Origin of the sequence: Knoellia sp. 3-2P3 (assembly GCF_029223115.1) — a bacterium.
Classification (GTDB): Bacteria; Actinomycetota; Actinomycetes; order Actinomycetales; family Dermatophilaceae; genus Pedococcus_A.
In genome coordinates this window covers 217,648-224,635 of record NZ_JARGZE010000006.1, presented here as the reverse complement: position 1 = coordinate 224,635, position 6,988 = coordinate 217,648, and the positions used below count along the sequence as shown (strand labels likewise).

Genomic DNA, 6,988 nt, shown 5'->3' with positions numbered 1-6,988 from the left:
CCGAGCCGCTGCGGGTCGAGCACGAGATGTTCCGCGACGCGGTGCTGGGCAAGGAGGGCGCCGACATCGTCACCATGGAGCAGGGCCTGACCACCGTCCGCGTCGCCGAGGCCTGCATCGAGTCCGCCCAGACCCAGCGCACGATGGACCTGATGCTTTGACGGGTTTCCAACGTGGCGAGATAGACACCCGAACTGACGTGCCGCAGCGCCGGATAAGGCGCGGACCTGCGCACACACTCGTCAAGGTAAAGGACAACGATTTCCCGGCGGGGAAACGGGCCGTCCCAACGCCCCCTGGACGACTTTGGTCCTTTGCCGGCGCGCTATCGCTGCTAATGGTGGCCTTCGGCGGCTACGTCAAGGGCACGCCGTTGCTAAGGGAATGGTTTCCCGCGGACCCGACGCTGCTAGGCATTGCCTTGCTCTTGTCTTGGTGCGTTTGCGAAGTGTTTAGGAGAAGGTGGCGACTGCCAAAGGAGTGGGCACCTATTGCCATTTTGGCTCTTGCGTTCACCATCGGCTACCGAGGGGGCGCTCTCAATCCTTACGCTTCGCAAAAGATGCAGAGCTTGGTGGTGCTTACCCTTCCGTGTGCGCTCGGAGCGGTACTTGTGCTGGGTAGCGCGCGGGCTCGGCGCATCTGGTTAGCCCTCGTTGTCGGGCTAGGTGCGCTTGTGGCGGGTCTTGCTATTGCCTCGCCCAACGAACAAGCTGCGATCAACGGCCGACTCGCAATTGAGGGGGGAAACACCATCGGGGCTGGTCGCGCGACGGGGGCCGCAGTTGTGGTACTGGTGGCCCTCGCCTTGGGGGGAGTCAGGCGCCGCGTTCTTGCAGGTGTTGCAGGCGCTGTAACGGGCGTCGCTATGGTCGGCACCGGGTCGCGAGGGCCGCTCCTGGCAGCAGTAATCTCAGTTCTGGTCGTGGCCATCCTTCCCAAGATGCGCGGGCGGGCACGGAGAGTGCTTCTGGGCGCCATTGCGCTGGTGGTGAGTGCGTACTTGGCACTCCGGGCCGACCTCGTCTCGAACCGGCTCACAACGACTGCCGATGACTCGTCTGCTGTGCGTCGGAGCCTATGGATGCGAGGTGTGGAAGTCTCCGGAGACCATCCGCTTGGAATTGGATGGGGGAACCTGCATAGTTACCTAAATATGGGTCCGGGAGTCTTCACGGGGTGGCGCCAGTACCCGCACAATCTATTTCTTGAGGTCGCGGTCGAAGCCTCTTGGCTCGCGCTGACAGTCCTTCTGGCAGTGATGATGATCTCTTGGCGGCGCCAGCGGATGATGGCCATGACCCCGGTTGAATTGGCAATGCTAGGCCTGTTTGTCTTTGCGGTCATCTCTGCAATGGTTTCTGGGGATGTAAATGATAACCGGGGGGTGTGGGTAGCCATCGGCGCAGCCCTAGTCGCCCCGTTCCTGCTCACAAGGGAAGTGCAAGAAGAATCGGCGCGAAGCACATAGGTGTGCGATGGCAACCCAGACTCCGTAACTATCTACATGTGGCGAGCGCAGCAGTCTCTAGCGTCGGCACTGGGTGTATCGGTTTCGTGAATACGGCGTGCGTGGTTGCCTGGGCAACATGTTGCATTGTCCTGGAAATCGAACCGGACGCGGTCGAGGTGCTGGGTGCCAGGACGTCAGCGTTCTCGGAGTGATCCTAGGCAGCCCGCCCTCGTCCAGTTGTCCCGCGCCCGGTGCCTTGTCGACTCATCACAGACATGGTCGAGGGCCAGAGGCCTGCCATAGTTGACGCGTCGCTTCACGCAGCCGGGGACCGCGCTAGTGCTCAGGTCCACCGGACCGAGCGGATATCCACGAACAAGCTGTAAATCAACTATGCCCCAGGACGCATGATTCAAGCGGTTGCCAAAAGCGGCGACCCCGTCATGGTGCCGAAGCACCCTCGCCACAGGTCAGATCGACGATAAGCAGCCCTTGCCGAGCCAGATGAGCCGCTGCGATCCATACCTACCGTCGCCTCTATGGCTTACAGACGTTCTCCGATGGGCTTGGCCGGGTTTCCTGCAACGATCGTATAAGGCGCTACGTCACGCGTAACGACGCTACCGGCGCCGACTACGGCGCCCTCCCCAAGCGTGACTCCCTTCAGGATCACTGCCGACGCGCCGATCCATACGTCGTCACCAATATTCACCCGCCCGTTTGTGTGCTCTTGAGTGCGGATACGAGCGCCGCGTGCTAAACCATGGTCTCGCGTCCAGATAACCGTTTTCGGTCCGATCATGACGTCGTCGCCTATTACGATGTCTCCCTGAAGGTGACAACCGCCGTTCACGTAGAGATTTTGCCCAACCTGGATCCTTGGGATTCCCACGAGCCGCGAGTACGGCTCAATCACGGCGCTTCCTTCGAATTCGCATTTCGACACCAAGCTGTGGTGATGGACAATCACTCCCTTGGAACGCAACAAGAACCGTGAAATGCGCATTTTCAGCGCCCCACGAACCGTCTTCGGCATGCTCTCACCACAATCTTCGTTGTCATCGGGAGGGACGCGAGGAAAGGAGCTGGATCGCTCCACTCAAAGAACGCCCACGTTCTTGTTCCGCCAAACATGTTAGCGCGAAAACTCCGCCAGTACCCTTGATGCTCTATCAGGTTAGCTACTTCATGGGCGGCGTAAACCAGGCGCACCGGATCGCTATTCTGTGCTTCTCTCGGGACCTGCAACCCACATGCAGTTAGCATCTGCGCCACCGGAAGGTTGACTCCGACGGCCACGCCCAAGTGATTCCACATCATGGAACGGAGATTCACTTCCATCAGCTTGAATTGACCGTCTCGCTGATCATACTTGAACTCCGGCTCGATGATGCCATGGACACCCATCTGCTTGACCAGGCGATTGCCTAGCTGCTGGACCGCAGCCGCTTTCTCCTCGTCAACATTTGACGCTGTCGAAAAGACTCCGAAGTAACGCGGATACTGGGAGAGCTTACGGCCAACCCAACCCCTAAGTATCGCTCCAGACGGAGAAACAAAGGCGGTGTACGCATAGATCTGCTCATCACCGCCCGGGACGATTTCAGATGCGATGAACTCGACGCCTCTGTCAATGTGACGGTGCAGGTAGCTGCTGATTGACGCTTGCTCAGCAAAGGTGCGTACAACGATGTTTCTAAGCACGTCAGACTTCATATCTTGCCGAGCCGTCGGCTTCAGAATATAGGGCAATCGCAGTTCGCCCAGCCGTTCCATATCAGACGTGGAAGCAATGCTGATCGTTCTGGGCACAGCAACACCACAGGCTTCGGCGTTCGCATACTGCCATGCCTTGTCAGAGGCAGCGGCGACCGTGGAGATCTTCGTGGGGATATAGCAAAAGGCTTCCAACATCTCATGAATGCTCGCCAAGGATTCAAGTTGGAGGTCGCTCGTGGGGAAAAGCACAAGTCTGGAATGTGCTTCACGGATATTGTGTAGAGCCTCGTTCAGGGATGCGGGAGAATCATCCTTAACAACTATTCGCCTCGCATACCGACTTGTTCCGGCCGGCTGGCTCGCCCGTTGAACAACGTAAATGTGGCACACGCCTCCGCGGCGAAGAGCGCGGACGACTCCGTAGGCATTTACGTAGCCGCCCAGTACCACTGCCGCCACATTTGGGGGGAATCTTACTCGTGAGTCGTCCTGAGGCAACGTCGAGTCTGACGTCATCGGCACTTGTCTCCAGTGAATCGAAAGGTTATGTAGGGCGGGGAAGCGTGACGTTAGGTCAAAGCATGAAACGAGCGATTAAGTGAACCTATCGGCAATGACGAAACTGCCCCCACGCAAGTGTTCTAGAACGGGACTGCCCTTATGCTACGCCGGGCCTCTCACAATCCGACGCATAACGAAAAACAGAACTACGTAATGTGCTGCTGTGAGTAGCGAGTAGACCCATAGAAACAGTTCGAACGACCAGCCTGCATCGCTTGCGGCCACCACCGTGCCCACTGAGATCATTAGAAGGCCAATCTGCCAGGCCAGTGAGACCCCCTGCCGCTCGAATATGCTATTGGTTGTGGTTACCGATCCAACAACGAACCGTGCCGCAAAGAGTGGCGTCAGAATCTGAGCGTAATGTCCAGCAACGGACCAGCTCTCGCCCAGTGCGAATGCAAAGACCGGAGGTGCTGCGTAGTAGAGCAGGCCAAACATCGGAACCGCTACAATGAATAGGCGAAGCACGGTTCGCTGGAAAGATCGGATTGCCTGACCGGTGCGCGCCTTTTCGGCGGCAGCCTGCTGAAAATAGACTTGACCGACGGCGTTACCCACGACGAAAGAGGGGATTCCGAGGATGCGCTGAACCATCGCGTAAAAGCCAAGAGTAGACGCCGAGAAGAAGACTGCTATCAATAGGCTGGTTAGATGGTTCGCTAGTACGTTCGCCAGCGCTGACGGTAGAGAGAACTGCGGGAACTTCCGATATCTCGAAGCTAATACGGCCATCCTGGCCCTAGACACGGGACGCAACACCGCACGTAAGCCTCCAGCGCCGTGGAGAAGTTTGCCGTTAGCCGCAGCTGAACTCAGTGCTTGCCCGCCTACCAGTCCAGATGCGCCCACCCCGATCAAGCCTAGTCCGATCTGCGCGACGCTCACGCTGAGCGCTTTGTATACGTTGGCTGTAGCGATCAGCTTGTAATTCTTTGCTCGGTTATTCAGGTAGTTAAGCGAATTAAATACTCCGGTGAGGAGCACTACTGCGGGCACCAGGAACAGCCAAGGACGAATTGCCGTAGAGCTCAGGAGAGTTGCGATCGTGTCTGAAAAGACTGCCACAACAACTAAGAGCGCCGCTGCAAGACCGCCTGCAATGATCACTCCAAGCGCCGCAACGTTTACCGCATCATCGTGGTCCTGCGGGAGCATAATTGCCAAGTCATAGCGCCCGTTGGCGATTGTCCCAAGAATCACGGTTATTGATACAAAGAGTGCCCATATCCCGAAGTCTTGGGGACTGTAAAGACGGGTAAGCACCGGAGCCGCTGCGATCGGAATAGCTTGCGCGATTGTTGTGCCGGTCAGAAGAGTGAGAATGTTCCTGCCGTACTCACCGGTCGACGGAAATCTACGGCGGGTCACACGGCTCCTTGAGGTCCATTTCTCTCTGGCCAGCGCTGATATCGCAGCCAAGCACAGTATACGTGACAACGGATCATAGGCACGCCTCGATCTGAGGGCGGACGAACGCCCCGGCGGGACCCCGCTTGGGGCGACGGAGGGCAGCTAGCGAATCAACTACGATGGGCGCGTGCCTCCACTGCCAGAAATCCCTGCCCCCTTCACGGTCAAGGTTTCGACTCAGGAAATCACTCCGCAGCGACCTGCCGCCTTGGCTGCCAGTGGGTCCCATGAACCAGTTGCCGACTCCGTTGAGCCGCTGCTCGCCACTCTCGTTCTCCTGGAGGACAGCGGAGGGCGTCAAGTTTTGCTGGTTTCGATGGATTTGCTCTACGCAGGTCGGGCGGTGCGCGCCATGGTCGAGAGTGCGTTTTCCCACCTTGAGTCGGCTTCAATCTTCGTGTCGGCATCTCATACGCATCGAGGGCCCATGACCGATGACACAAAGCCTCTGCTGGGATCGTGTGAGGCGGCCTACCTCGAAGACCTTGAAGGAATCTTCACGCGCGCCGCTAGCGACATCGACCGCCAAGCTCCGATAGGAGTCGAGTTGCGATGTGCATCCGGGTGGGCGAACCATTCCATTAACCGTCGGCTCCGCAAGCGCCTGGTGATCGCGAGGAGGCCGCAGATCAATGCCTTTGTGAATGGGCCGAATGACGCTGGACCCACTGACGAGCGGGTGCACGCTCTCTACGGAGTCTCTGGGGATGGCGATCTGATCTTTGCACTCTGGAACTACGCTTGTCACCCGGTGGGCCACCCGGTGAGAGACGCATTCTCAGCTCACTTCCCACATGTTGTCAGGGAGCACCTCCGAACGCTTTGGTCGGAACCACGGTTGCCGGTGCTCTTTTTCCAAGGATTTTCCGGCGATGTTCGGCCGAGCGGCTCCGTGGAACTAGTTAGTCTCAGGCGACGTCTTCGCAGGATCATCGTTGGGCCCATATTCGACGATATGTCGATTCCCTCATATATGAATTGGGCTGGCTCACTTGCAGCGCGGGTGGCGGATCTGATCGGTTCAGACGGACGCGCGGTCGCACCTGCAAGGATCTCCGTGAAACGTGTCACTCTACCGTCCGAGCGTTTCGTTGATGGCGCCCTGGAGCCGGTTTCTTTCCATTCAATCCACATAGGGGACACGTTTTCCATCGTGGGGGTGAGCGCGGAGGTCGTGTGTGAGTATGGAGAAATCACGCGGAAGCATTTGCCGGGGCGAATCGTGGCGAACGTGGGTTGCATCGACCACCCCTTCGGTTATGCGCCGACAGCAAAGATGCTTGAGGAGGGCGGCTATGAAGCCGGAGGCTACTGCCGGACCTTCAGCCTAGGGAACCTCAATGCGGACGTAGAAAACAGCATGATTGATGGACTTGCGCAAGTCACGGGACTATCTCCCGTGAGCGCTAGTGCACCGGGACGTGATGAGTGAGCTCCCGGACTCTTGCTACTAAGACAGTGGCTTCGTGCTCAAACGTGAAGTGGTCCGCAAGGGCTGCTCGCCCTCGATCGCCCATTCGGCGCGCCTCGTCGGGATCAGCAAGAAGCAAGTGCACTTGCCTGGTGATTTCAGCGACGTCTTCAGGATCGACAAAGATCCCACACTCGTAAGGACCCAGCATTCGTTCCCAAGCGGGGAAATTGGATGCAATAAACGGGCGACCGGCCGCCATATACTCAAAGATCTTGGTCGCCTGTGATTCAAGGTAGTTCGGCAAGGGGTGTAGGAGCGCCAGGCCGACATAGCTGTCCCTGAGCAAGTCCGGGATCCGGGCGGGCGACACTATACCTTCGTAGGTGATGTTGCTGCTCGTGAGTTGAGATATCGCGTGCCGAACTTCG

6 protein-coding genes are annotated in these 6,988 nt (G+C 58.1%); 3 read left to right on the top strand and 3 right to left on the bottom strand.

Annotated elements, in window-relative coordinates; translation table 11 throughout:
- The coding region (locus tag P0Y31_RS17400; RefSeq protein ID WP_275871712.1) for a Gfo/Idh/MocA family oxidoreductase at window positions 1-161 on the top strand (161 nt) is incomplete at its 5' end.
- A gap of 179 nt (window positions 162-340) precedes the next feature.
- Window positions 341-1,471 carry an O-antigen ligase family protein gene (locus P0Y31_RS17395; RefSeq protein WP_275871687.1) on the top strand — a complete coding sequence of 377 codons (1,131 nt, stop codon included), beginning with the start codon at window positions 341-343 and terminating at the stop codon, window positions 1,469-1,471.
- 526 nt (window positions 1,472-1,997) lie between these two features.
- Here the strand turns inward: P0Y31_RS17395 and P0Y31_RS17390 are convergent.
- The 3 genes from P0Y31_RS17390 to P0Y31_RS17380 form a co-directional block, all read right to left on the bottom strand.
- A complete protein-coding gene (locus P0Y31_RS17390) occupies window positions 1,998-2,489 on the bottom strand; it encodes an acyltransferase (protein ID WP_275871685.1) in 492 nt (163 codons plus the stop codon).
- A complete protein-coding gene (locus tag P0Y31_RS17385) occupies window positions 2,462-3,367 on the bottom strand; it encodes a hypothetical protein (RefSeq protein ID WP_275871684.1) in 906 nt (301 codons plus the stop codon). Before P0Y31_RS17385 ends, P0Y31_RS17390 begins: the two co-directional genes overlap by 28 nt.
- Window positions 3,368-3,835: 468 nt before the next feature.
- Window positions 3,836-5,155, bottom strand: a complete 1,320-nt coding sequence (locus P0Y31_RS17380; RefSeq protein WP_275871683.1) for an oligosaccharide flippase family protein — start codon at window positions 5,153-5,155, stop codon at window positions 3,836-3,838.
- Between the two features lie 418 nt (window positions 5,156-5,573).
- Between P0Y31_RS17380 and P0Y31_RS17375 the strand changes: the two genes are divergently transcribed.
- Window positions 5,574-6,578, top strand: a complete 1,005-nt coding sequence (locus P0Y31_RS17375; protein WP_275871682.1) for a hypothetical protein — start codon at window positions 5,574-5,576, stop codon at window positions 6,576-6,578.
- Window positions 6,579-6,988 lie beyond the last annotated feature (410 nt).

What these genes read in the sequence shown, in the direction of transcription:
- P0Y31_RS17390 (WP_275871685.1), bottom strand. Translation starts at nt 2,489, where the DNA reads ATGCCGAAGACGGTTCGTGGGGCGCTGAAAATGCGCATTTCACGGTTC.
- P0Y31_RS17385 (WP_275871684.1), bottom strand. Translation starts at nt 3,367, where the DNA reads ATGTTGGAAGCCTTTTGCTATATCCCCACGAAGATCTCCACGGTCGCC.
- P0Y31_RS17375 (WP_275871682.1), top strand. Translation starts at nt 5,574, where the DNA reads ATGACCGATGACACAAAGCCTCTGCTGGGATCGTGTGAGGCGGCCTAC.